This window comes from Undibacterium sp. Di27W, assembly GCF_049340345.1.
Taxonomy (GTDB): domain Bacteria; phylum Pseudomonadota; class Gammaproteobacteria; order Burkholderiales; family Burkholderiaceae_D; genus Undibacterium.
Genome location: NZ_JBMPOS010000010.1, coordinates 1 through 20,644 on the forward strand (window position 1 = coordinate 1; position 20,644 = coordinate 20,644).

Annotated in this window: 19 protein-coding genes and 2 pseudogenes; 7 read left to right on the forward strand and 14 right to left on the reverse strand. The window is 49.1% G+C overall.

The window, feature by feature from the left end:
- From ACO0LF_RS19430 to ACO0LF_RS19440, 3 genes and pseudogenes are all read right to left on the reverse strand, one after another.
- Nucleotides 1-1,111 (reverse strand): annotated as a pseudogene (locus ACO0LF_RS19430) (hypothetical protein); the annotation flags it as partial.
- A 383-nt stretch (nt 1,112-1,494) separates the two neighbouring features.
- Nucleotides 1,495-1,797: a hypothetical protein gene (locus ACO0LF_RS19435; protein WP_423016973.1), complete on the reverse strand. Its 303-nt coding sequence runs from the start codon at nt 1,795-1,797 to the stop codon at nt 1,495-1,497.
- A 353-nt stretch (nt 1,798-2,150) separates the two neighbouring features.
- Nucleotides 2,151-2,285 carry a hypothetical protein gene (locus tag ACO0LF_RS19440; protein WP_423016975.1) on the reverse strand — a complete coding sequence of 45 codons (135 nt, stop codon included), beginning with the start codon at nt 2,283-2,285 and terminating at the stop codon, nt 2,151-2,153.
- Between ACO0LF_RS19440 and ACO0LF_RS19445 the strand changes: the two genes are divergently transcribed.
- Both ACO0LF_RS19445 and ACO0LF_RS19450 read left to right on the forward strand, forming a co-directional pair.
- Complete coding sequence (locus ACO0LF_RS19445; RefSeq protein WP_423016977.1) at nt 2,284-2,517, forward strand: hypothetical protein; 234 nt, start codon at nt 2,284-2,286, stop codon at nt 2,515-2,517. The two genes, ACO0LF_RS19440 and ACO0LF_RS19445, sit on opposite strands and share 2 nt — an antisense overlap.
- A 230-nt stretch (nt 2,518-2,747) precedes the next feature.
- Nucleotides 2,748-3,092 (forward strand): hypothetical protein, encoded by a 345-nt coding sequence (locus tag ACO0LF_RS19450; protein ID WP_423016979.1) that lies wholly within the window; start codon nt 2,748-2,750, stop codon nt 3,090-3,092.
- Nucleotides 3,093-3,713: 621 nt separating this feature from the next.
- Here ACO0LF_RS19450 and ACO0LF_RS19455 read toward each other — a convergent pair.
- From ACO0LF_RS19455 to ACO0LF_RS19465, 3 genes and pseudogenes are all read right to left on the reverse strand, one after another.
- Nucleotides 3,714-5,069 carry a TniQ family protein gene (locus ACO0LF_RS19455; protein WP_423016981.1) on the reverse strand — a complete coding sequence of 452 codons (1,356 nt, stop codon included), beginning with the start codon at nt 5,067-5,069 and terminating at the stop codon, nt 3,714-3,716.
- A 326-nt stretch (nt 5,070-5,395) separates the two neighbouring features.
- Nucleotides 5,396-6,517 (reverse strand): annotated as a pseudogene (locus tag ACO0LF_RS19460) (YifB family Mg chelatase-like AAA ATPase); the annotation flags it as partial.
- Nucleotides 6,518-6,526: 9 nt separating this feature from the next.
- Entirely contained in the window at nt 6,527-6,769 is a 243-nt protein-coding gene (locus ACO0LF_RS19465) for an accessory factor UbiK family protein (protein WP_423016983.1), read from the reverse strand.
- Between the two features lie 429 nt (nt 6,770-7,198).
- Here ACO0LF_RS19465 and ACO0LF_RS19470 point away from each other — a divergent pair, with 429 nt between their 5' ends.
- Genes ACO0LF_RS19470 through ACO0LF_RS19480 form a run of 3 tightly spaced genes read left to right on the forward strand, consistent with a single transcriptional unit; the run spans nt 7,199 to nt 9,936 of the window.
- Nucleotides 7,199-7,957 (forward strand): TorF family putative porin, encoded by a 759-nt coding sequence (locus ACO0LF_RS19470; RefSeq protein ID WP_423016985.1) that lies wholly within the window; start codon nt 7,199-7,201, stop codon nt 7,955-7,957.
- Nucleotides 7,958-7,972: 15 nt separating this feature from the next.
- Complete coding sequence (gene glnK, locus ACO0LF_RS19475; protein WP_423008144.1) at nt 7,973-8,311, forward strand: P-II family nitrogen regulator; 339 nt, start codon at nt 7,973-7,975, stop codon at nt 8,309-8,311.
- Nucleotides 8,312-8,331: 20 nt separating this feature from the next.
- On the forward strand, nt 8,332-9,936 hold the full coding sequence (locus tag ACO0LF_RS19480) for an ammonium transporter (RefSeq protein WP_423016987.1): 1,605 nt from the start codon (nt 8,332-8,334) through the stop codon (nt 9,934-9,936).
- A 242-nt stretch (nt 9,937-10,178) separates the two neighbouring features.
- Here ACO0LF_RS19480 and ACO0LF_RS19485 read toward each other — a convergent pair whose 3' ends face one another.
- The 3 genes from ACO0LF_RS19485 to ACO0LF_RS19495 form a co-directional block, all read right to left on the reverse strand.
- Nucleotides 10,179-11,459: a tetratricopeptide repeat protein gene (locus ACO0LF_RS19485; protein WP_423016989.1), complete on the reverse strand. Its 1,281-nt coding sequence runs from the start codon at nt 11,457-11,459 to the stop codon at nt 10,179-10,181.
- A 214-nt stretch (nt 11,460-11,673) separates the two neighbouring features.
- Entirely contained in the window at nt 11,674-12,309 is a 636-nt protein-coding gene (locus ACO0LF_RS19490; protein WP_423016991.1) for a hypothetical protein, read from the reverse strand.
- Between the two features lie 99 nt (nt 12,310-12,408).
- Nucleotides 12,409-12,708: a DUF2288 domain-containing protein gene (locus tag ACO0LF_RS19495; RefSeq protein WP_423016993.1), complete on the reverse strand. Its 300-nt coding sequence runs from the start codon at nt 12,706-12,708 to the stop codon at nt 12,409-12,411.
- Between the two features lie 250 nt (nt 12,709-12,958).
- Between ACO0LF_RS19495 and ACO0LF_RS19500 the strand changes: the two genes are divergently transcribed.
- Complete coding sequence (locus ACO0LF_RS19500; RefSeq protein WP_423016995.1) at nt 12,959-14,917, forward strand: bifunctional diguanylate cyclase/phosphodiesterase; 1,959 nt, start codon at nt 12,959-12,961, stop codon at nt 14,915-14,917.
- A gap of 202 nt (nt 14,918-15,119) precedes the next feature.
- Here the strand turns inward: ACO0LF_RS19500 and ACO0LF_RS19505 are convergent, their stop codons facing one another.
- From ACO0LF_RS19505 to ACO0LF_RS19520, 4 genes are all read right to left on the reverse strand, one after another.
- Complete coding sequence (locus ACO0LF_RS19505) at nt 15,120-15,821, reverse strand: transglutaminase-like cysteine peptidase (RefSeq protein WP_423016997.1); 702 nt, start codon at nt 15,819-15,821, stop codon at nt 15,120-15,122.
- Nucleotides 15,822-16,073: 252 nt separating this feature from the next.
- Nucleotides 16,074-17,132, reverse strand: coding sequence for a hypothetical protein (locus tag ACO0LF_RS19510; protein WP_423016999.1), 1,059 nt, complete (start codon nt 17,130-17,132; stop codon nt 16,074-16,076).
- A gap of 45 nt (nt 17,133-17,177) precedes the next feature.
- Complete coding sequence (locus ACO0LF_RS19515) at nt 17,178-17,480, reverse strand: hypothetical protein (RefSeq protein WP_423017001.1); 303 nt, start codon at nt 17,478-17,480, stop codon at nt 17,178-17,180.
- A 47-nt stretch (nt 17,481-17,527) separates the two neighbouring features.
- The gene (locus ACO0LF_RS19520) at nt 17,528-18,079 is read right to left on the reverse strand and encodes a hypothetical protein (RefSeq protein ID WP_423017003.1); all 552 of its coding nucleotides are present in this window, start codon (nt 18,077-18,079) and stop codon (nt 17,528-17,530) included.
- A gap of 189 nt (nt 18,080-18,268) precedes the next feature.
- On the opposite strand from ACO0LF_RS19520, the gene ACO0LF_RS19525 reads away from it, so the two are divergent.
- Nucleotides 18,269-19,798, forward strand: a complete 1,530-nt coding sequence (locus ACO0LF_RS19525; protein ID WP_423017005.1) for a sigma-54-dependent transcriptional regulator — start codon at nt 18,269-18,271, stop codon at nt 19,796-19,798.
- A 288-nt stretch (nt 19,799-20,086) separates the two neighbouring features.
- Here ACO0LF_RS19525 and ACO0LF_RS19530 read toward each other — a convergent pair whose 3' ends face one another.
- A complete protein-coding gene (locus ACO0LF_RS19530; protein WP_423017007.1) occupies nt 20,087-20,506 on the reverse strand; it encodes a hypothetical protein in 420 nt (139 codons plus the stop codon).
- Nucleotides 20,507-20,644 lie beyond the last annotated feature (138 nt).

The following is a 20,644-nucleotide window of genomic DNA, read 5'->3' on the forward strand; positions in this document are numbered from 1 at the left end:
CTACTTGAAAATCGATGATTTTTCCGTGTACATCCCTGAGCGCATTCATCATATAGAAACCCTCGTCGGTCGCTTCTGTCGCAAGCCGGTAAGTGTCGCGAACCTGCTTGGCCTGATACTTTTTCCACGCAAGTCTGGTTGATGAAAATATGGCAATTGAGCCAAATAGAAGCAATGCGATTGTTGTGGTGGCAGCAGTCTTTTTTGCTTGAGCCCAAATGGCTTCATAGTTGCCAAACAACTCTTGTTCATCCAAGCCGACGACAGCGGTTAGAAAAAATGCTTCAAGACTCTGCCAGCCCAAGATACGTGATTGCTGATCGATGAAGGTCGATGGGCCAGAAAAATGCCCTGTCCCAACCGCCGTGTTGAATTGAATATCGCGCGCGAATACGCTGCCGCCGCCAAACGGAATAACATCTCCTAACCTTGACGCGCCAACAGTGCCATCGCTTGCCAGAATAGCGATTAAGCCACTTTTACCCAGGCTTTGGCTGTCGTAAAAAGAAGAAAAATAGGAAGGCTCTACCGAGATAACGACCATCCCGTCGAATGCCTCATCAGCATCCTCCAATCTGCGGGTAAATTGTATGACCAACTTTCCAGAACTGTTGATAACAGCAGGAAGTCCAATCTGCATAGCACTGGAATTATTGTTTTGATGATAGAAAAACTGCCCCCGTAATGTCGTGTCCTGCCATTTTTCGATGGGGATGGTGGATGTAACTGGCTTGCCCTTAGCGTCAATAATGGCGACCAGTTCAAACTGAGGGGCGATGAATAGTCCTTGGGATCGTTGCTCTTCCAGCTTTAATGAGTGCCTGGAATGTTCCCAGTCATATTTCACATGCATACTAACCTGATCGATTTGTTCAATCGTGCGGGTAAGATATCGTGCATAAGCTCGTGAAAGCGATGCAACATCCTTTAGGGCATTTGATCGAACTAATTTTTTGTCCTGCTCTATCGTGAAATAGTGCGTACGCCAGACGGCCATAATCAGGATAAAAACGATAACCGACCATCCGACAATAAACGTGAAGCTGTATCTCAAAAAAGCATGTTCTTGAGCCCACTTCCTGATTGACGCGATGAAATTTTGGGTAGCCACGATTTTAAATAGACATTCTGGGTATTGTCGAAAAAGTGATCGTACGATAATCGAACGGCCATATCTCAGGCGTTCAAAAACGCCATTATTTCTAATACATAAGTACTACACGTTAGTTATTACACTTAGTGCAGAATGTCCAAAAAAATTTATTGTTAATGACTATATAAGAATGTATAGCAAAAATTTTCTTATTCGGTGTGACTTTTGAAATGAATTGTCTGAAAACTGACGCTTGTTTTTGCTACGCAACAAATACGATAATAAGTCATTGATTTGTAATACCTGACTGCTATAGTTAAAGCGTACATCTCCTCGATGTTGGTTCCGTTTTTAAGCAGCCTTTGGGCTGCTTTTTTTATACTTTTCAAAATAACGGAAATTTAGTCGTTTGCAATATAGTAATTGCACATCGTTATTACATTGCTGAGTGTGTCTGCATCCTCACGCGAGAGCAGGATGTTCCTGACCTCGATGATCTGGCTTTTACTAGGGATAATTTCGACTGGACTGTGACACATCCAATTCACCAGGATTTTAGTGATTTTCTTGGGACTTAATTTAGCCACTTCCTTGCGCGTAGGTACATAGCATTGAAAAATTTCAATGTTCTGCTTTTCGGCCCATTTTCTTGCTGCCTTCAGATTTTCTTCTGGAACGCCGAAACGTTCAAGAGCTCGCTGCATAAGTAAGACTCATTAGTAACTAGGTAGAAAATTATTTTATATGATATCAACTATACATCAAATAATTCCAAGGTTTGCTTATCAATAATAATTGATAAGGCAGCATGCTTTTTTTCGCCAATGTTTCTTTTATACTTATCTAAACCAGCCTCTCGACGACCAAACTTTTATTTGCCTGTTCTGACCTGTAGACGAGCTACCGTCCAACGGCCCAATTCCTGGGCATACTCCATGCTTAGTTTTGGCTCAGCCGCCTATACTGTCGAGAAGAATTTGATTGGAACGTACACCGCCAATTTGAAAACATTGTCTGATAACTCTGCAGACCCCACGACTGCGGCATGGTGGCTTACTCAACCAGATGCCTGGGTGCCTTGCCGTTCGAATCTGGAGTCACTGCGAGCTGCGATGACCCAGTAAGTCACTTCGATCAAATTATTACCAGGCAAACCGATTTTCGTCGCGTTTCCGGCCGGCTTCGATTCCATGTTCGTCTACTGGCATTTGATTCGTTTCGCAGGTGAGAGCCCATTCAGCTTTTCCGCCCCGGATATGAAGTCATTCGCTATGGCAGTCATGAAGTCGGATTTCAAGAAAAGTGCGAAAAAATATATGCCTAAAGCCTGGTTCGATGATTTTCCTCATACTCATATTGCGCTTGACGATTCAATTGAACAAGGAGCCATGTTCTGCAATATGCTGAAAGAAAATAGGAAGTAAAGCACTGCCTTAATCTGAAGTAGGGCCAGAAATGTTGATTTGCACTGAAAAGTGCCCCACTTTTCTGGATAAATTGCATCTAAAACTGACACACGTTTAGCCCACAATCCTACTTATCTTGATGAGTAGGGAGCAGGAGTGATTGACGTGGCATTACTAGGTATTATTCGACGCTGGCACATTCGTGACCAGATCCCATTACGGGAGATCGCCAAACGACTGGGCATCTCTTGCAACACAGTTCGGCGCTATCCGCGCGACGCTATCTGCGCTCTGAAATCACAGAGCCAGCCTATGCGGAACGACAAACAATCAGTGCGATCGACAAATATGCATTGCAGCTTTCAAACTGGCTTAAAACCGAAGCGGGTAAAAATCGGAAGCAACGACGCAGCTTAAAACAGCTTCACTTGGATCTGAAAGAACTGGGATTTGAGGGATGGTATGACCGGATGGCAGCCTTTGCCAGGAAGTGGAAGGTGGATCAAACTGACAGGGTCAATTCAGCCAGCAAACGAACACGCAAAGGAGGAAAAGTCCAAACTAACATCAACTTAACCCTTAAAAGACATTAAAACGAGTGGGACAGAATTTAATGCAAACGCCGGGTCATAATCCAGCGCAAACTAACAAGTATTGCCTTAGTTGTAGAAAAGCCGCCCAAAGAGCGGCTTTTCCGTCTCAGGCAATTTTCAGCCCGCACCACACTACAAATATGCTTCCACCAAAAATCGGTATTGGTAAATGATCTGCCCCTCAGAAGCAAAAAATTTGGCTTCAAGTAGGAATTATTGGTGGTAACGAACCCATTTCTGCAAATTGCCCTATCCAACACTAAAAAAGTCATTTCCGAGTCAATACAGTCAGCAAACGCAAAGTGCGGAATTGTGAAATCAGCGCGACCGGCAGGTTTGATTTGAAAACTGATAGCAGCTTTCGTTGAAATTCTATGGCAGTTTTCATTGAAAATAACTGGAAACTTTGATGCAAATTTTCAGCCCCTGGCTGGTGGGAAAAGCTTAATTGTGAGTTCACACACAACCGCACTATCTTGATTTATAAATCTGCTATAGCAGTATTATTGATAAAATTGTTATATAAAAGGCATTAAATGATGGTATAGCATAATTATTGCTGACTACTTACCGTAGGCAATATGCAAGGTGTATCCACCACAACGGAGGGGGTAAGATCGTTTATGTTGATTTCTTTCTAAGCCGCTTCATTTTTTTCTCTATGTCATCCTTATGTATGAAGCGCGCTCTAGACTCAAGCAGGGCTTGCTTTTTTTCTTTGTCATTTAAAAGAGGGAAGGTGCCTGTCTGGTGGAAATTATTTATATGATATTGAGTCGGTTTTGAGTAGCCTTTTGAGATGAGATATTGCTTGATCATTCCCCTTTCTTCGAAAGGCAGCAGTTTAGCAAATTGTATGCAAGGATTTAAAGCTTCATATATCCAGTGTGGAGTATCAGCGTTGAGCAACAAGGCCCAATATTGTTGAGATTGAGTGCTATTTTGTAGTACTTGCCGTATTGACTGGGGCCAATTATCTAAAATGACGCTCAGAATCGCCAAAGTCGCAGCTCTTCCGTTGATGGTTTTATGCTCAAAGTTCACACCGACTGAGACAATCTTGTGAGCTGGATATGATTCTGGAAATTGGGAATTTGATCGGAGTATGGTCTTAAAGTCGGTATGATCAAATGGCAGACCCTTTCCATCTATGATGTCTCGGATCAACTCTGATGACGTTGCGTAGGATGACAGAAATCGAACCAATAATTTAATGCCAGCGAACCATGGAATTGCATGGTAGACAGTCTCAAAATTGTCGAAATCCACGCTCCATCTTTTAACAGTCGCTCCGATAAGTTTTCTCTGTATTTCAGCAATAAATGGGATGATCTTGTCGCCGGTTGGTTTTGTGACGGTGTTCCTAATGTCAAAAGCGCAGTGCTGACATATCACAATAGAGTCTCTCTCATACTTTTCTTCGCGGTTCCCTAGTGACCGAAAATATATAAAAGAGTAACCACAATTGCTGCACTCATCGGATAGCAGTCGAGCATGTTTGTTACACGATACTACAAATGTATATCGCCATTGCTTCCTGAAATACGGCTCCCGGTCTTCTCGAAGACAATCTGGGCAAAAAGCAAATCCTCTGAGAGCTCCAGTTTTGATATTTTTGTAGCCTGGGCTTATAACGTGCGGGATGTTTCCATGCTTCTCAAAACGCAAATGAATATTGTCTTCGTATTTTGAAAACGCCATTTTGAGTATCTCATTTTCACTTATTCCTGTGTGAGCAGTGATGGATTTTAATAAATGCTGAGACGGAATTCGATCAACTTCTATGCTTAGCAAATAACTGGTGCTAATGAGTTGATAAGAAAGTTGACTTGGTGCTATTCCATTGTGAAAGGCCAATCGCGTTAGCCAAGACGACAATATTTCGCCTTCAAGAGGTTTGGGTCGAATGGGGAGAAGTGGCGTCGTGATAGGAAATGTCACCTCTTCCGAAAAGTCAAAGGATAGTTGCCTGGACATTTAGTTTTGATTCGAAATTATTATAAAGACAACCTATTTTTGCTTATTTTATACTTATTTTTTAACCTCGTTTTCATTTTTTTATCCGAGTTGGCTAACGAATCGAGAGTCGGCCAGGTATGCCAATTTGGTATCATGGGATTTTGCTACGAGAAATTTTTTGAGAAAGTAATGAAGCGAAATAATAAATTTTTAGAAAATTGTAAATTTCCGTATTTTAAGAATTATCTATAAAAATCATGTAGTTAAGTTAATATTTATTTACTTATCTTATGTATTTTTATACTGTACTTCTGCTTTTTATATTTTTCTTATGTAATCTCATAGATGATGTCAGGCGTACAGCGGCATTTGCCATTGCTGTGGCCAAAGTATCCGCAAGGACATGGATTCATGGCTGCGATCAACTGAAAGCGGGCCGGGAAATCCGCCTGCCTTGCCGCTCTTGAAATGGTGATGTGACCAGATTCCAGCGGTTCGCGTAAAACTTCCAGCACTTTGCGATCGAACTCAGGGAGCTCATCTAGGAAGAGGACGCCACGATGGGCCAGGGAAATCTCGCCTGGCCTGGGTGTTCCACCACCACCCACCAGGGCCACGGCAGAGGCTGTGTGATGGGGTGAGCGATAAGGGCGCGCTTTCCATTTCTCTATGGAAAAGCCAGAAGTCAGGGATTGTACTGCGGCGGATTCCAGTGCCTCCTGATCGGTCATGGTAGGCAAGATACCGGGGAAGCGGGCGGCCAGCATGGACTTACCTGTCCCTGGAGGACCGATTAAAAGTACCGAATGCGCGCCCGCCGCAGCTACCTCCAGTGCGCGCTTGGCCTGGAGCTGGCCTTTGACTTCGGCAAAATCAGCATACTGTGGGCGCTGCGGCCTGGAAGTGGGTCTGTGGCGTGCAAGTCTCTGTTCTCCATCCACACCCGCAAAGTGGGCGCATACCTGCAGTAGCGAGTCTGCCGGGTAGATTGCCGCATCGCTGACCAGGGCGGCTTCATCGGCATTGGCGCGCGGCAAAATGAAGGCGGGCTCCTGTTGCGTATGTTGCTGGCTTTTGCAAATCGCAAATGTCATGGCCAGGGCACCGCGTATCGGTCTTAACTCGCCAGACAATGAGAGCTCACCGGCAAATTCATATTGCTCCAGCGCATCGCCCGGGATTTGTCCTGATGCCGCTAAAATGCCCAGGGCAATCGGCAAATCAAAGCGGCCAGATTCCTTTGGCAAGTCTGCCGGAGCCAGGTTAACGGTGATGCGCTTGGCCGGGAATTCAAAGCGGGCATTTTGCAGGGCCGCCCTGACCCTGTCCTTGGATTCCTTGACCTCGGTTTCAGGAAGTCCAACGATCGTAAATGCAGGTAAACCGTTGGCCAGATGCACTTCTACAGTGACCTGCGGCGCATCCATGCCATTCAGGGCGCGGCTTTTAAGGACGGCGAGTGACATGCGTGCTGCTTAGTCGTCTTTTTGTGGGGCTTCCAGTGCAGCTACCCTGGCTTCCAGGGCTTCGAGTTTGGCGCGGGTCTTGGCCAGCACCTGTGCCTGTATGTCAAATTCTTCGCGCGTAACCAGGTCGAGCTTGGAAAAGCCCTGGCTCATCATGGCTTTGACATTCTTTTCTATGTCTTTGGCGGGTGAGTTTTCCAGTGCCTGGCTGATTTTAGCCTGCATGTCATTAAAGAAATTTTGCTTGTCCATTATTTATCCTCTATTTTGTAATTGCACAATTATGGTGCAAATCAAGTCTTGCCACTTTTTTGTGCGGCCTAGATATCTCCCGCAAATGGTGCGCAATCTTGATTTTTCGCTTGCCATTTTACCTATAGGGCAATGATAGCGCATCTTGCTCACACTATTGCTGGTATTGCGCTGCAATATTAAAACCGGTCCGCATGCCCGCCACGTCTGGCTGTATGCGTATGAATACAGTGTTGTCACTCGTATTTCAGCTGAATTTTTCATTAATCCTGGATGGGTGGCACGACTCCTGCTAACAGGAAGGGGAAAGAAGAATTCAAGAATCCGCCACAGGCAGTTCGGACGAGCACGCAGTCCTGCATGCCATGGAAAACGGGTTCTGCCACGGTTTATATCAAATCAAATCTTTATTCAATAGGGGGAAGCGCAATGAAAAAATTAGTAATCGCCGCTGCTGTAGCCACAACATTCCTGAGTGGTTTTGCCCATGCAGAAGATGCCAAGCCTGAAGCCAAGCCAGACAATGAAGTCAGCTTCAATGCAGGCGTCGTCAGCGAGTACCGTTATCGCGCTATTTCGCAGTCGCGTCTTGATCCTGCTTTGCAGGGCGGTGCTGACTATGTGCACAATCCCAGCGGCTTTTATGCCGGGACCTGGTTGTCGACAATCAAGTGGACCAAGGATGCTGGCGGTGGTGGTGATGTTGAATGGGATTTGTATGCCGGTAAAAAAGGCGAGATCGTCAAGGATGTGTCATATGACGTCGGTATTCTTTCTTATGTCTATCCATCCAATGGTTTGAACAAGGTGCCGGGCTTTGTCGATGCCAACACCACAGAAATCTATGGCCAGGTAGGCATGGGGCCAGCGTATATCAAGTATTCGCATTCCGTCACCAATCTGTTTGGTTTTGTGAATAGCAAGAACAGTGGTTATCTGGATCTGGGGGCAAATATTGAATTGCCTGAGGGTTATACCCTGGGTTTGCATGTAGGCCGCCAGACGATCAAGAACAATGGTGCCTATTCTTATTCCGACTGGAAAATCGGTGTGAATAAAGAATTCTTTGGCATCAATTTTGGTATCGCTGCCCTGGGTACCAATGCCGATAGCAAGTTGTATGTCACACCAGGTGGCAAATTCACAGGCAAGACGACATTGCTGTTGTCTGCAGTCAAAACATTTTAATCATCCGAGGTCAGCATGAAACTGATTACTGCAATTATCAAACCCTTCAAGCTTGATGAAGTGCGTGAAGCCTTGTCTGCCATCGGCGTACAAGGGATTACCGTGACTGAAGTCAAGGGCTTTGGCCGTCAAAAAGGTCATACCGAGTTATATCGCGGTGCTGAATATGTTGTCGATTTTTTGCCTAAAACAAAAATCGAAGCAGCAGTGGATGATGCCATCCTCGACCGCGCCATCGAGGCGATAGAAACCGCGGCCCGCACTGGCAAGATTGGTGACGGCAAGATTTTTGTCTATGACTTGCAACAAGTTGTGCGCATTCGTACCGGTGAAACCGGCAACGACGCACTCTGATAGCCTACCAGGGAGTTCACATGAAAAAACTGTTGAAGAACATACTGGCAGGGACGGCCTTGCTGGTCACCGTCGGTTTTAGCTCTAGCGCATGGGCACAGGATGCCTCGGCCAAGGCAGAACCGGCAGCAGCCTCTGCGGCATCGGTAACTGCATCGGCCAGCGCTTCTGTACCGGCTGCCGCATCTGTACCAGTTGTACCTGCTGCACCTGCAATCACGGTAGTGACGCCAGCTTCTGCTCCGGCGGCAGCGGCAGACCCTGCGGCAGCCAGTGCCGCCGCCGCACCAGCGCCTGTACCCAATAAGGGCGACACTGCCTGGATGATGGTGGCCACCCTGCTGGTCATCCTGATGACCATACCTGGTCTGGCCCTGTTCTATGGTGGCCTGGTCCGCTCCAAGAACATGCTGTCCATACTCATGCAAGTCTTCATGATCTTTGCCGTGATTATCGTACTGTGGTGTATCTATGGTTACTCACTGGCCTTCACTGAAGGTGGCAAGTTCATCGGTTCGTTTGACCGTGTTTTCCTGAAAGGTATCTGGGATCCGGCCAAGGCAACATTTGCTACGGCAGCGACTTTCAGCAAAGGCGTGGTGATTCCTGAGTTTGCCTACGTGGCCTTCCAGGCGACCTTTGCAGCCATCACTTGCGGTCTGATCATCGGTGCTTTTGCAGAACGTGCAAAGTTCACTGCTGTGCTGTTGTTCGTGGTCTTGTGGTTCACCTTCAGCTATCTGCCTATTGCGCACATGGTCTGGTTCTGGACCGGTCCTGATGCCATCAAAGATGCAGCTACTGCAGCAACTGAATTGGCCAAAGGCGGCTTCTTGCAGCAAAAATCCGCACTTGATTTTGCTGGTGGTACGGTCGTGCATATCAATGCCGCGGTGGCTGGCCTGGTGGGTGCTTACCTGATCGGCAAGCGCGTGGGCTATGGTAAAGAATCCATGGCACCGCACTCCCTGACGATGACGATGATAGGTGCGTCGCTGTTGTGGGTGGGCTGGTTTGGTTTCAATGCCGGTTCTGCGCTGGAAGCGGGTGACGTGGCTGCACTGGCCTTCATCAATACCTTGCTGGCAACGGCGGCAGCTACTGTTTCCTGGGTGTTTGGTGAATGGATGTCGAAAGGCAAACCTTCCATGCTGGGTGGTGCGTCCGGTGCGGTAGCCGGTCTGGTAGCGATTACGCCAGCTTGTGGTTTCGTCGGCCCTATGGGTGCGCTGATCATCGGTTTGCTGGCAGGCATAGTCTGTCTGTGGGGTGTCAATGGTCTCAAGCGTTTGCTGGGTGCAGATGATTCCCTCGACGTCTTTGGCGTACATGGCGTAGGCGGTATCCTGGGAGCCTTGCTGACGGGTGTGTTTGCGGCACCTTCTCTCGGCGGCCAGGGCATATTCGACTATATCACCAACAAAATGTCGGCTGATCCTTATGACATGTTTGGCCAGGTCATGACACAGGCGACTGCAGTCGGCACTACTATCATCTGGTCAGGCGTAGTGTCCTTCGTGGCTTACAAACTGGTGGATCTGGTGGTTGGTCTGCGTGTACCAGAAGATGAAGAACGTGAAGGTCTGGACATCACCAGCCATGGTGAGTCTGCCTATCATTCCTGATCGCAGTTGACAGTTCATGCTCGGCCAGACCTGGGGTTTGGCCGGGTAGTTAAAGAGTATCCAAAGGTGTACCGTCAGTACCGTAATCAGAGCTTGCGGTCCTGAACTTGATAAGCTGTCTTGCATTGCGCAAGACAGCTTTTTTTTGTTCAAAATCAATCCCGGAAGATAAAAAAGCGCGGCATACACAGAGGTATGCCGCGCTTTTCAAAGCAAACTTGAAACTAACTTAAATCCAGAGCTTATTTAGCGGCCGGGGCAGCAGCAGTTCCAGCAGCAGGAACCAGCAACCACAAACGCGCCAGGTCGGCTGTGCCGTCTGTGCTTTGGATAGTAGCAAATACTTCTTTTGCCTTCTCGCGATTACCTGCCTGCAAGTAAGCCATGCCCAGATGCAGCTTGGCTTCATCGGCAAACTTCAGGCCACCCTTGGCCATGCCTTGCTCCATCAATGCCAGACCTTTTTCATGCTGACCATTGATGACATAGTTGTAGCCTATGTTGAGCAAGCCCACACCGGTTTTTGCATTCTTGGCAGAAGCCTCGCCCGCATCCAGGGTCTTGATATCGTCGGCAGCCTGTTTATAGGCTTTGTCACGCAATTGCTTATGTTTTGCTGCTTCCTTGCCTGTGCCCAACAAATTGGCGGCATAACCAGCATCGACTGAGGTTTTGGCTTCTGCTGGCAAACCTGCCAGGAGAGCTAATTCCACCATTTCGACAAATTGCGGGCCGTCATCCAGGCTCTCGGTTTTCAGCAGTAAGCGATACAAATCCAGACGCAGGCGGTCAGAAAAACCAGGACGACGTTCTACCGAGTAGAGCATGTCAGGCCAGTATTCTTTTTGTGGATACAAGGCAATCATGCGTTCCAATACGGTCGCGTAGCCATTTTTATCCTTGATTTGCTGATAGGAGCTGGCCAGCAATTTCAGGTTTTCTTGTGTAGGATTGCGCTTGGCCTTGTCATCTTCTGCCAATTGCTTATTCAATACAGTGATGGCATTAGGGTAATCGTTCTCCAGATAGTAGGCGCGTGCCACCAGATTGTTCATGCCCACATTACCCGGGTCTTTCGCCAGAATGCGGTTTGCCCATTCCCTGGCTTGCACATATTTCTTTTCATTGAAATAAGTACCAGCCATAGCTTCAATCAAGCGCAGCTTTTCTGGTTCTTTCAGAAATTCGCTATTGATCATGCTGTCAAACGATGTGGCCATCAGGGCAGTATCATTGGTGCTGGAAGCTACCACTGCGCGCATGCGCTGGATGGCAAATATCTCATAAGGGGTTTTCTTGTCCAGCGCATCCAGAGCATTGATTTTTTCTATTGCTTGAGGATATTGCTTGGCATTCAGCAATTCTTGAATTTCAGCCAGAGGTTTGCCCATTTCTGCGCGCACAGTCAGCTTGGCAGGATCAGCCGCTTCTTGCGCCTGAACTGCATTGACAGTCACGGGGGAGAAGCCAGATCCAAGTGCTGCCAGCAACATGGCGGCGAACAGATAAGAAGTTTTTTTCATGAATGATCCAGATAAAAATAAAATTGCTTATATGTAACAAGCAATTAGTCAAGGTCAACAAATCAAGGATGCGCTCAAGCAGGGCTATCACTCAACAGGGGCGGGTATCAATCTGGGATACCCATTCATGTCATGCTACAGCCATCTTGCTTCAGCCCCATTCCGGCCAAATCAAAATACGGAATCCGGCATTATAGCCGAGCTGACTGGCGCATTACCATTTGCATCCAGTGTCCACAACGGTGCTCACTGCCAGTGGGATGACAGCCAGTACGCCTAAGCCAGAAAAGGCTTTCAGACATTCTTTCTTTTCTGCTCTTTTGGTGCCTTCGCCCAGACGTTTTTCCAGGCTGTCTGACTGACGGTGGCTAGCCTGGATTTGCTCGATTTCCGTGGGTTTGCGCTTACGCTCCATCGCGACGGCTGAACTGCGCAGGGCATCCAGGTTCAGCCCCGGGCTGGCAGCAGGCTCCTCGTGTATGGCGAGTGGTTCGGGCGATTTGCTGGTAGCCGGGCTGGTTTCTGTCATCGGCTGGATTGAGGCAGGACGGGTGACAGATGGCCGCTTGCTGGCGGTGTTTTCTTTTTTTGCCAGTTTTTCGGCCGGGACCGCAGGGTCAGCAGTTTTGGCAGCTTCTACCGGAGGTTTCGCCATGAGTGGCTTGGGGACTATCTGCAAAACTTGCAAGTAGTTCACAACAGCATGGGTCGCGGCATGGCGCAAATAATTATTTGGCTGGCGTAATAATTGCCAAAAAACAATGTGAGCAAAGACTACCAATAAGATAGCCACTACCGGACGCCCCGATTGCTTGAAAGGCTTGCTCGTTTCTGTCAGCACAAATTGCATCTTGTCTTTTCAAAAGCTAAGTCATTGATTGTGACCTTAGGGGCTTAGTAAAAGTTCAAGGGTGCTTTGATGTTGCTGTCATGGCTGACTATGTTTTGACTATGCCTGACGTTCTTGCACCAGCACCCAGGGTTTGACGACCACAGTCCAGTGCTGGGCATCTTGCTCCAGCCAGGACTGGGCTTGCGCATCACTGACCTTGGCCAGATAGCCTTCACCCAGCAGGGCAGCAATTTCATCGGCATGGTCATTGGCCATCAACAGCGCCACTTCCACCAGGTCCAGGCCGGGCTGGACCACCAGCACTGCACCACTGGCAAAGTGGCGTAATAGCTCACTCCAGGGGTAAGCGGCTGTTTCCAGATTGATCTTGCTGCGTAAAATATCGGTATTGGACATATGAAATTTATTAAAATACATTGAAAAAATAAAACCGGGTGACCACAGCTTCAACACGATTTTATGTAAATCTTGAAATAAAGCAGAAGAAATAAGCGAAACACACTATTTTCTTGTTAAAGTCACCATGCGCAGGAAAAACATAAAAATAAATGATAAAAAAGTGGTAAAACCTGCCATCAAAACAAAGATCAAAACAAAGATAAAAGCACAGATAAAAACGGGAAATGAAAACCTATAAAGAGACACCATGACGCTCAGACGCCAACTCCTGCTTGCCATATCCATTATCTTTTTTGCCGTGTTTCTTGGATTGCAAATCTTGTCAGTGTTGACGACACGGGATTATTTGCAACAGCAACTGGCCTCGCATGCGCAGGATGCCGCTACGGCTTTGTCACGGCCACTGGAAGAAGCACTGGCTAAAAATGACCAGACCCTGGCAAATATACAAATCTCTACCCTGTTTGATCGCGGCTATTATAAGAAAATCGTGGTACTTGATCCAGCAGGCAAGGTCATGCTGAATAAAGAGCTGGCCAGCAACAAGGAAACCGTACCCAGCTGGATGCCCGCCCTGTTTGATTTGCAAACCCCGGCAGGCGAAGCCTTTATTTCCTCAGGCTGGCGTCAACTAGGCAAGGTCATCGTGGTCAGCCACCCGGCATATGCCTATGAATACCTGTGGCGTTCCATGAAAGAAATGGCGCTATGGATGTTTGCCATGTACCTGGTCGTGTGGGGGCTGACTGTGGTCTTGCTGAGGATCATCCTCAGCCCGCTGGAAAAAATAGAAGAAGTCGCCATCGCCATACAGGCCAAGCGCTTTCAGCGCATAGAAGTGCTGCCCCAAACCCGCGAGCTGCAACGCGTGGTGCTAGCCATGAATCATATGACAGAGCGCATCTCCAGCATGCTGGATGCAGAAATCAGCCGGGCTGATGGCTTTCGACGTGATGCCTTCATCGACAAAGTCAGTGGCCTGGAAAACCGCCATGGCTTTGACCTGCGCTTTAATCTTTTGCTGTCGGAAGATGGGCGCTTTGAAAGCGCTGTCATTTTTGTCTTCGAATTCGATGGCTTGAAAGAATACAATCATCACTATGGTTATCAACAAGGCGATGCCTTGCTGGCCGACGTGGCGACCGTATTGCGTGAAGTGGTCAGCAAATATAGCTATATCCTGGGCCGCATAGGTGGCAGCTCCATGGCTGCCGTGTGTATTGATGTTAACCAGCAAGTCATTGACTTGCTGGTCGAGTCCCTGCATTACCGCTTGAATCAAGTCTTGCTGCGTGCCTCACGACAAGTCCGCCTGGCGGCCGGTGCTGTCGTCTTTGGTCCGAGCCAGCCGCGTGGAGACATCTTTGCCCGCGCCGACCTGGCCATAGAAACCATGCGCCAGTCCGGCAATGGACAAATCACCCTGACCCACATGGAAGACAGTGAAGCCGCGATCGCCGGTTCGCACGGCTGGCGTACCCTGATCAGCAATGCCCTGGCAGAAAACCGCTGGGTCTTGTTTGCCCAGCCTGTCATGCGCCTGCAATTGCGCCAGTTGGTACATCATGAAGTTTTTTCCCGTCTGCTTGATACCCAGGGCAACCTGGTGCCAGCCAATCAATTCCTGCCCATGGCCTTGCGCCATGAATTGATGCCTGAAATAGATCAGGCCGTAATCACCCTGATCATGGACATGCTGCAAAAAAATCGCGGCAGCTATAAAAGTATCGCCGTCAATGTCTCGCTGCAATCCATGGAAAGCAAGGATTTTTGCGACTGGTTCACGGCCCGTTTGAAATACTCACCCGAACTGGCGACCCGTCTGTCGGTAGAAATCAGTGAATCTGCCTGCTCAAAAAACCATGCCATCACCCGTAAATTTGTCACCGCCTTGCGCGCAGCTGGCGTGCGTTTTGGAGTCGACCATTTTGGCCTTGATCCGCATGCCCTGAACTTCATCCGGGAAGTGCCACCAGACTACATCAAGCTTGATGGAGGCCTGGTACAGGAAGTGGCTGATAACGAAAGCAGCCACGCCCATTTGCGCGCCATCGTCAAGTTTGCCCAATCCCTGGGGATCTCCCTGGTGGCACAAAATGTGGAAACCGAAGCCAGCCTGCAATTATTGATTGCCGACCATATAGAATGCGGCCAGGGTTTTTATTTTGGCGCGCCGGAAAAGGTGGTGCTGGCAGTGGCAGAGTGAGGCATGCAAGGGATTACGGAAAGTTGTTCCAGCAAGGCTATCGCTTTAAGAAACCGCCCTCGCAAGGGCGGTTCGTTCCGTTGGCGGACAACATGTTGTCCGAAACCCCAACTGCACCGTAGCGACGAAGACAGTACTTTAGTACCGAATTTTGCTAAATTCAGGAGCTGCAACGCAGCTGGAGCAATTTTCCGTAAGCCCATTACATGCGTTTTTCTTTGGCCATCTTCTCTATCAAATCTTTCCACAAACGCACAGTCGATGCCCCGCCCTTGCGGGTATTGCCGCTGGCCAGCCATAAGTCATCATCATTAAAACTATATACAGGCACCAGGTCAGTACGGGCTGAGGCGGGCTGGATTTCTTCTACCAGATTATCCATGATCCAGGGTTCGGCCGCGGGGCTGGGGTAATACGCCAACACCATATGGGTTTCGCCTATGCGGATGGCCCTGACATAGGTGATGCGCAAACGTTCTGTCGGTATGCCCAGGTCTTTCAGTGTCATGTATTTGGCGATCGCATAGTCTTCACAATCGCCGCCCCATGATGCAATAAATTCCACAGGCGTAGCCCAGTAATCTTCGACGCCCCAGTGTTCCTGGTCGCTGAAGTAGGGCACGTGATTATAGAAATCATTCACCTGGCGTAAAACCGGCATTTCATATTGGGCATCGACTGAACGGCCTGCATTTTTGGCAAAGTCTTTACCAGCTGCCGCCCTGATCTTGTTGACGGCAATTTGCATTTGCGTCAGACGACGCGGCCCCTCTGCCCCAAAGCGCTTGCTGACTGATTCTATCAGGCCAGGCGAAAAATCCACCAGGCCAGACAGCACCACCGGGCTGAGCAAGCCTAGCAGCAAAAACAGACTGGCAGCGATTTTGGCAGTGTGACTGCGCATGGATGATTGCTCTGGTAAGCATGAACGAGAGCAACAGTGTAGCTGTTTCTGGTGCAGCAATAGTGGCATTTGTGATTTTAAAAATTGTTATATATGCCCTTACTCAATAGACAAACCATGCCAGCCAGGGAAAGATAATCCTGATTAAAATTCACCCAAAGCACAGTGCGAATCAAAAATGCCAATTTGACTATTTATGCATAATGCAAGTCCCACGTTCTCCAACGTACGCGCCTGGTCAAGGTGCTCTGTTCATTCGCCTACATGCATCATGGGGTTGTACAAGACGATACGCCCCAGGTGCAGACTGGTATGGTCATCACTGAGCCTGGCGTTTTCCACAAACGCCAGATGGTTCAAGTCTTGCGCCAGATTAGCCTGCGGAAAAGCGAGCTTGGCGACTACATTGTACAAACTCAGGCATTGATATAAATGGCTGGCACCAGTACTTGCATGCGCATGCGGTGAGGACAGCAATTTTTTCAAACAAAAGCTGAGTGTATTTTTTTCTTGTACCTGCCCTGAACTCTGCTTTGCCGATACCGGGAAAGACACGCTGTTTTTGTTGCTGGTATTTGTGATGGTTTGCAGCCAGCTACGGCTGGCTGCCTCATACACGATGCGGCAACTTAATACATCGCCGGGGCTGACTGCCATGCAAGGGCCGCCAAAACAGGCTTGCGCAGGATGTGGCTTGCCGCCTGCATGCACATATTGCCCGCATACCCACCAGCCGCCCTGGGCAAAGGGGTGTCCTGACATATCAGTGCTGTCTGCATGTGGTGGGCAATAACTAAGGACCGCCTGCAAGCCACCTCCCGGCAATTCTGTACCCAGGCCATGTCCCGGCAGCAGGCATGGCCATAAATAGGCATGGGCTTGCTCGCTACTCAAAAACGGTACCTGCATTTGCGCCTGTATGCTGACCCAGTTATTGCCAGGCGCAGCCGTAACACTAAAGCTGCTGCCTGCCGCCGCCGGTTTTTCAAAACTGTCGGCACCGCTTTCTGCAATCAGGGTGGGTGTGCCAGAAAAAAACACCACGTCACCTGCGTGCAAGACCTGGTGGCGGCGCATGATGGCGTAATGTTTGACGTAAAAGAAAAAAGTGATGCGATCATCTGCTGCTGCAAAGCTCTTGGCTTCGGCCAGCGTCATACACGTCATGCGGCAAATTTCCAGGTCCCAGTTGGCATCGTCGTGTACTGCCATGCCATTGATGCGCTGCCACTGCAGGCCGGGTTCTTCTGGCGCAAAAGAGACCAGCGTATCTTGTTCATGCAAGGCGAGCATTCTTTTTTCTGACGTCATGTCTGATCCTGACTTTGTTTTGGTTTTGGTTTTTTGTTCCGGTGCTCACATGCCGTTATTGCTATCGTCACTCTTGCGGCGCTGATAGGCTGGGGCCATCCCTACCCTGGCCGGGTCCAGCCTTCGATCTGTCTTGCGCCTGTCAAAGCCACCCCTGGCTGCGCCATACAGCGCACGAAAATTCTCTATTGCTGCTGTTTCTTCTGCTTCAGTCGGCATGCGCTCGCCAAACAGATTGGCCTGCAACCTCAGCATGGGTGGCAAGCAACCCTGGTACAGTTCAAAGTCACCAACAGGATCAAATTTCAATAACATGTCTGCAGTCGTGAATGGCTGGGCGGGCTTCATAGCTGACTCCTGAAATACGGTGGGCATGCTTCAGTGCTACAGGTTTCCTAACATGCAGCGGGCTGCATCATTCCCATGTCCAGCAAGTCTTGAGTGCTCTTGCCAGGTTTGTGGGCAGGTTTCAGTACAGGTTTGCGTGCTGGCTTTTCTTTGATAGCCTCAACAGCGACTTCAGCTAGAGTTTCAGCATGCTTATCCTGCTTCAGGCTAAGCGTGGTAGACCAGGGCGTGTCTTTCGATGCCCAGGTCGTGGCCCACAAGGCATATGGCACTTCCAGCACTGATGGTGCTGGTTCTGGCAAAGGGCGCAGACGCATATGGGTAGAGGTGTGGACCGCCGCAAACCAGGCAACTTGCGGGTCTTGCGGCCGGCTCGCAGGGATTTTGGCGATGCTACTGATCCTGACACGGCCATGGGCCAGCCTGGCGCTCTCGGTATTCTTCTGTATCAGTAAGCCGCGGGTTTCATGGTAATACACATCATCCGTCAGCAAGCGCATGGCAATATTGCGGGCCAGCCTGGCTTTCAGGGCCATTTTTGAAAGCAGCATGAATAACAGCAGATTAAGTACAGCAAGCATGATTTGTGTGGTGGGCATTATTCTCTCCTTCAGATGGCAAGCAGGTTCACTTGCGCTATACATGCCTATTTGCAAAGCCCGTGCCAGCATCGCTTCCCTATGGGGATAAGGTTTTTTCGACCACATTTGACATGTAAAGCATACAAATTTACATTGGCGCTTTACACTGTCGCTTTACATCTGCGTCCAAAATTTGCTGCTCACAAAATGACCGATACTGACTACACGCTGACCTCGCCCCTGGCCAAGCTGGCCGACAATGCGGCGGCCCTGCTGGGCCTGACCATCATCTGGCATCCAGATAGCCAGCGCATAGGCGAGCAGTTCATGGCCAGTAACCCCGACGGTCTGGTCGAGATCAATCGTTTCCTGCCGCTATTTCGCCACCCTGGCAAAGACGGTTTGCCGCTGGGTTATGGCGGTATCTCGCGTGACCCGGTGCGCATCACCCGCGATGCCAATGACAGCGTCCTCATCACGCCACCGGCCAGCCGCATGGTGGTCGAAGTCAATGGCATAGAGATCAATGTACCGGTGGCGCTAAGTCGTGAGCAGATAGAAGCAGGTGTCATCCTGGGCCTGGGCCGTGCCATCGTGATTTGCCTGCACTGGATGCGCTGTCTGCCCAAGCACAATCCTGCCCACGGCTTTATCGGTGTAGGCAGTGCCGCCATCGTCGCCCGCGACCAGATACGCCAGGTCGCCGGGACGGAATTACCGGTCTTGCTGCTTGGTGAAACGGGTACAGGCAAAGAAATCGCCGCGCGCGCCATCCACGCCTACAGCAAGCGCGCCAGTGCAGAACTGGTCAGTGTAAACATGGCCGCTTTGAATGAAGCCCTGGCGGCGGCTGATTTGTTTGGTGCCGTCAAAGGCGCTTACACAGGTGCACAAAATGCCCGCAAAGGCCTGTTTGCCGAGGCAGAAGGCGCAACACTCTTCCTCGACGAGATAGGCAATACCCCAGCCACCATACAACCCATGCTCTTGCGCGTACTGGAGAGTGGCGACTACCGCCCGCTAGGAGCACAGCAAGACCAGAAGTCCAGCGCCCGCCTGATCGCCGCGACCGACCAGGACTTATACAGCGAAGGCTTCAACCAGGCCCTGCTGCGCCGCCTCGAAAGCTTCATCATCCATCTGCCACCATTACGCGCCCGCCGTGAAGACATCGGCGTCTTGCTGCTGCACCTGCTCAGCAACAGCAAACTACCTAATGAGCTGGGCACCAGCCTGCCAGTCGCACTGGTCAGCGAATTTGCCAATTACGACTGGCCGGGCAACATCCGCCAGCTATCCCACGTCCTGCGCCGCGCCCTGCTGGCCCTGCAACTCGGCGAAGTGCCACAACTCGCCAGCCTCGTCAAAACCACGCACAAAACTCCATCGAGCGTGGCACAGGCCAGCATCAGCACAGACAGCAAAATCCCGCAGCCAGCAATACCACGCAAAAAACTGGCAGAACTCAGCGACGACGATGTTTTACGTGCCATGGAAAACAACGACTGGTATATACAGGGCGCAGCACAAGAACTAGGGGTCTCACGCCCATCCATGTACAAACTGCTCGACAACCACAGCCAGATACGCCGCGCCGAACAGATACCCACAGAAGAAATTCGCCAGTCACTGGTGACCAGTGCTGGCGATGTAGAGGTTTGTGCCGCGCTATTGAAAACGCCTAGTGAGGCTTTGAGGCGGTATTTGAAGGTGGTGGAGCGTGTTCCGCTGCGTTGACTACAGAAAGGCCACATGCTCCGCGGTATCATTATTGCTAGCATCTTCTTTCGCCTGCTGTACGACTGGAAATGCAATGCATCAATGCAAGTGACTGGTAGCAGCGCATGATGAAATCACTGCCATGCCCATGGAATATTAAGCCACCACGGTTGGCAGTAGCATAGGCAAGAAAATTTTAACTTGCCTATGCTTGTTTTGAATATTTCTTGACGTGCACAAATCTTTGCCACGGACATCCGCCCCATCTTTTACTTTAGCAAAGCAAAGTATGAATGCACGCTATCGCTATCCACCTGTACCGACTTCGACTTCTGGATCCCATTTTACCGTGACGCCTGAATTAGTTAGCGAGGATATAAAGGACCCGCTAAGTCTCCATGCGTCCTTAATTTTTGTATTATTTATTAAAGTTACAGTGAAATTATTTTCTGCATTTAAGACATAAGTATACGCCCCATTTGGGAAGGGGCCTTCACCATTCGTATTTGCTGGAGTAGCATTGATTATGCTATTAGATACTACAGCAGAGTTAGGTCCTTCAGAAATTCCATGATTTATGAAGGTATATTGAAAACTGATCGTATCCCCATCGTTAAACTTGGGAATGCCAGTTTTTGGATCTATTGGTGGAAGTGGATCGGATGTATATTGTCCAACGGCATTCCCTCTTCTATCATAGGGAATTGTAAAAATATAGTCAGCCAAGGTTTTCTCCTTTATGAATAAGATTGAAAAATTTAATTTAGATTAACAAGGGGATTTCCCAAATCAAAAAACTTCCGTTTAGTAAATGGAAAGCTAATTGCAAGAATTATTTCATGCATCTAGTCACCATTATTTCCT

Coding starts and splice junctions, on each gene's coding strand:
- ACO0LF_RS19435 (WP_423016973.1), bottom strand. CDS start 1,797: ATGCAGCGAGCTCTTGAACGTTTCGGCGTTCCAGAAGAAAATCTGAAG.
- ACO0LF_RS19445 (WP_423016977.1), top strand. CDS start 2,284: ATGTTCGTCTACTGGCATTTGATTCGTTTCGCAGGTGAGAGCCCATTC.
- ACO0LF_RS19440 (WP_423016975.1), bottom strand. CDS start 2,285: ATGGAATCGAAGCCGGCCGGAAACGCGACGAAAATCGGTTTGCCTGGT.
- ACO0LF_RS19455 (WP_423016981.1), bottom strand. CDS start 5,069: ATGTCCAGGCAACTATCCTTTGACTTTTCGGAAGAGGTGACATTTCCT.
- ACO0LF_RS19465 (WP_423016983.1), bottom strand. CDS start 6,769: ATGGACAAGCAAAATTTCTTTAATGACATGCAGGCTAAAATCAGCCAG.
- ACO0LF_RS19470 (WP_423016985.1), top strand. CDS start 7,199: ATGAAAAAATTAGTAATCGCCGCTGCTGTAGCCACAACATTCCTGAGT.
- glnK (WP_423008144.1), top strand. CDS start 7,973: ATGAAACTGATTACTGCAATTATCAAACCCTTCAAGCTTGATGAAGTG.
- ACO0LF_RS19480 (WP_423016987.1), top strand. CDS start 8,332: ATGAAAAAACTGTTGAAGAACATACTGGCAGGGACGGCCTTGCTGGTC.
- ACO0LF_RS19485 (WP_423016989.1), bottom strand. CDS start 11,459: ATGAAAAAAACTTCTTATCTGTTCGCCGCCATGTTGCTGGCAGCACTT.
- ACO0LF_RS19490 (WP_423016991.1), bottom strand. CDS start 12,309: ATGCAATTTGTGCTGACAGAAACGAGCAAGCCTTTCAAGCAATCGGGG.
- ACO0LF_RS19495 (WP_423016993.1), bottom strand. CDS start 12,708: ATGTCCAATACCGATATTTTACGCAGCAAGATCAATCTGGAAACAGCC.
- ACO0LF_RS19500 (WP_423016995.1), top strand. CDS start 12,959: ATGACGCTCAGACGCCAACTCCTGCTTGCCATATCCATTATCTTTTTT.
- ACO0LF_RS19505 (WP_423016997.1), bottom strand. CDS start 15,821: ATGCGCAGTCACACTGCCAAAATCGCTGCCAGTCTGTTTTTGCTGCTA.
- ACO0LF_RS19510 (WP_423016999.1), bottom strand. CDS start 17,132: ATGACGTCAGAAAAAAGAATGCTCGCCTTGCATGAACAAGATACGCTG.
- ACO0LF_RS19515 (WP_423017001.1), bottom strand. CDS start 17,480: ATGAAGCCCGCCCAGCCATTCACGACTGCAGACATGTTATTGAAATTT.
- ACO0LF_RS19520 (WP_423017003.1), bottom strand. CDS start 18,079: ATGCCCACCACACAAATCATGCTTGCTGTACTTAATCTGCTGTTATTC.
- ACO0LF_RS19525 (WP_423017005.1), top strand. CDS start 18,269: ATGACCGATACTGACTACACGCTGACCTCGCCCCTGGCCAAGCTGGCC.